A 2,638-nucleotide genomic window follows, 5' to 3' on the forward strand; every position below is an offset into this window, starting at 1 on the left:
GGACTTGCACCCGCTGGCCTGTCAAAGATCGAAGGCTGCACCAAAAAAATTGGGAGGCGGAACACGGATGGACGGGAACAACAGGAGGGGAGGAGCCGTACCCGTGAATTTCCCGCACTCAAGGCTTCACAAAGCAAACGCGATCTGGTTAATTAGGTGGCGTGAAGCCCGGTCGTTACATAACCCGTCTGGTGGCAGGGATCGCGGTGTGGTTGTTTTCCGCCACGCCGAGCGATGTGGTTTGTCATGCTGCCGCCATGCCGGAGAATGTCCGACTGCAACCCGCTGCCGCCGCTAACCGCTGTCCCCCGGTGGTTTTCATCAAGCGCAAAGCGGGCGGGTTGCGCGGGACCAATGCGACCATGCACTCGCACATGACCGGCATTGGCTCGTCCATCTGCCTGTACGATCCAGAGCATCCGGAACTGGGTGCCCACACCATCTTTGATGATCCGGCGGGATTCATCTTTGACATGAGCCTGTCGTATGATGCGAAGACGTTGTTGTTCACCTATAAAAAGGAAGTGAGTAAACGCCAGGATTCGTTCCATATTTATGAGATCAAGTTGGATGGCACCGGGTTGCGGCAACTGACCACGGGCCGGTATCACGATTTCAGCCCCGCCTATCTGCCGGATGGCCGGATTGTGTTTAACTCCACACGGGTGGAATCGTACTCACTGTGCCAGGATTTCCTGGCGGCGGCCTTGCACGTCATCAACGCGGATGGCAGCAATCTGCGCCGGTTGGAATACAACACGTTGTGCGATACCACGCCGTATGTGATGGAGGATGGAACCATTCTGTTCGGGCGCTGGGAATACCAGGATAAAAACATTTTCTGTGTGCAAGGGCTATGGACCATCAATCCGGATGGGTCGCGCGTGCAGTTATTCTACGGCAATACGCTCACGGTGCCGAACTCGATCTACGGTGCCAAACAAATCCCCGGCACCAGCAAGGTCATCTGTGTGATGGCGGCGCATCATTTTCCGCCACTGGGCGGCATCGCCATCATTGACCGCTCGCTCGGGATCGAGAGTACTGAGGCAATGACGGTACTGACGCCCGATGTGCCGTATCGCCCCACCAAGGGCAAAACGTGGCGGGACACCAATTGGCGTCCTGGCGATCAGTTTTATCCGTGGTCTTATACTGATCCCTGGCCCATCAATGAGCATCAGTTCCTGGTGGCGTATGGCGGGCCATTGACTGGCGGCCCCGAACGATACCGTCTCTACCTGCTGGATGATCAGGGAAACAAGCAGCCGTTGTACGAGGACCCGAAGACCTCCTGCTATAATCCCATCCCCGTGCAGCCACGCGCTCTGCCGGCCAAGTTGCCCGGTGAACCGCCCATGCAACGTGAGGGCGAAGGACGCTTTTATGTCGTGGATGTTTACCAAGGTTTGGTTGAGCAGGGCGTCCAGCGCGGACAGGTCAAGGCCCTGCGCGTGATGTCCCAAGTACCCAAGAAATACAATACCGAGGGACCGCGCTACAGCGACCATTATCCGGCCATTGGCGAAGGCAGTTACTACGTGAAATACAATTATGGCACAGTGCCCGTGCGGGAAGATGGCTCGGCGTATTTCACGGCTCCGGCGGGCATTGAACTGTATTTTCAGGCGCTGGACGCGGACGGTCGGGAAATTCGACGCATGGGCACCGTCACTCAAATCACCGCTGGGGAAACGCAGAGTTGCATCGGCTGTCATGAGCATCGCTCGCAGGCCCCGCCGCGTGGACCACATGCAGCGAAACTCCTGTCCGGCAAGCCGGATGCCATCCAACCGCCGCCTTGGGGGGCAGGCACGGTGGATTTCGTCAAACAAGTGCAGCCGGTACTCGACCGGTATTGTGTCTCGTGCCACTACGGCTCTGCCCCCAAAGCCAACATTGACCTCTCGGGAGACAAAACCCGATTGTTCAACCTGGCCTTCGAGACGCTGGTCTTCACGCCCGGTCTGGTGGCGCGCTACCACATCAATGGGGGACCGACCGGGAATTTCCCGGCGCTGGGCAGCGGTTCTTATGTCAGCCGGTTGAGCACGTTGATCATGACGAATCATGCAGGTGTCATCATGGATGATGAAAGCCGACGGCGCATTTACACGTGGATTGATGCCAACGTTCCCTATTACGGGACTTGGGATATGACCCGACCGCATACATTTGGGGGCCGCGACACCTGGCTGGGAGAGCATAAACTACCCCTGCCCTGGTTTGCCGATTTCACGCGGGCCTATGCAGCCAGTGGTATCCGGGAGGATATGGAGCGGGTACGCAATCGGGACATCAACCTGACGCATCCCGAATGGAGCCGGGTGTTATTGCGGAACCTGGCGCAATCGGCGGGCGGCCAGATGGCGGATAACCTGGCGGTGTTTCGCACCACCGATGATCCGCGTTACCAGGCAATGCTCCAGGCGATTGAAGCCGGCAAGCTGGCCCTGCTGGCCAAACCGCGCATGGATATGCCCGGAGCCATCCCGATACCCCAGCAACGTGATTTTGGCAGGACCTTTTGATGCCTTTCCACCATGCAATTACACCATTACCAATCAACGAGTGGTTATGTAATTAGAGCCCGTCCCGAAGCAGAATAAGCAATAGCCACTGCGACGGTTGGGATTTT

At 57.5% G+C, this 2,638-nt stretch carries 1 protein-coding gene; it reads left to right on the forward strand.

Features of this window, described 5'->3' with window-relative positions; genetic code table 11:
* Nucleotides 1-161 precede the first annotated feature (161 nt).
* Complete coding sequence (locus WCO56_29510) at nt 162-2,531, forward strand: hypothetical protein (protein MEI7733739.1); 2,370 nt, start codon at nt 162-164, stop codon at nt 2,529-2,531.
* The last annotated feature ends 107 nt before the right edge of the window (nt 2,532-2,638 follow it).

The sequence above is a fragment of the Verrucomicrobiota bacterium genome, assembly GCA_037139415.1.
GTDB lineage: Bacteria > Verrucomicrobiota > Verrucomicrobiia > Limisphaerales > Fontisphaeraceae > JBAXGN01.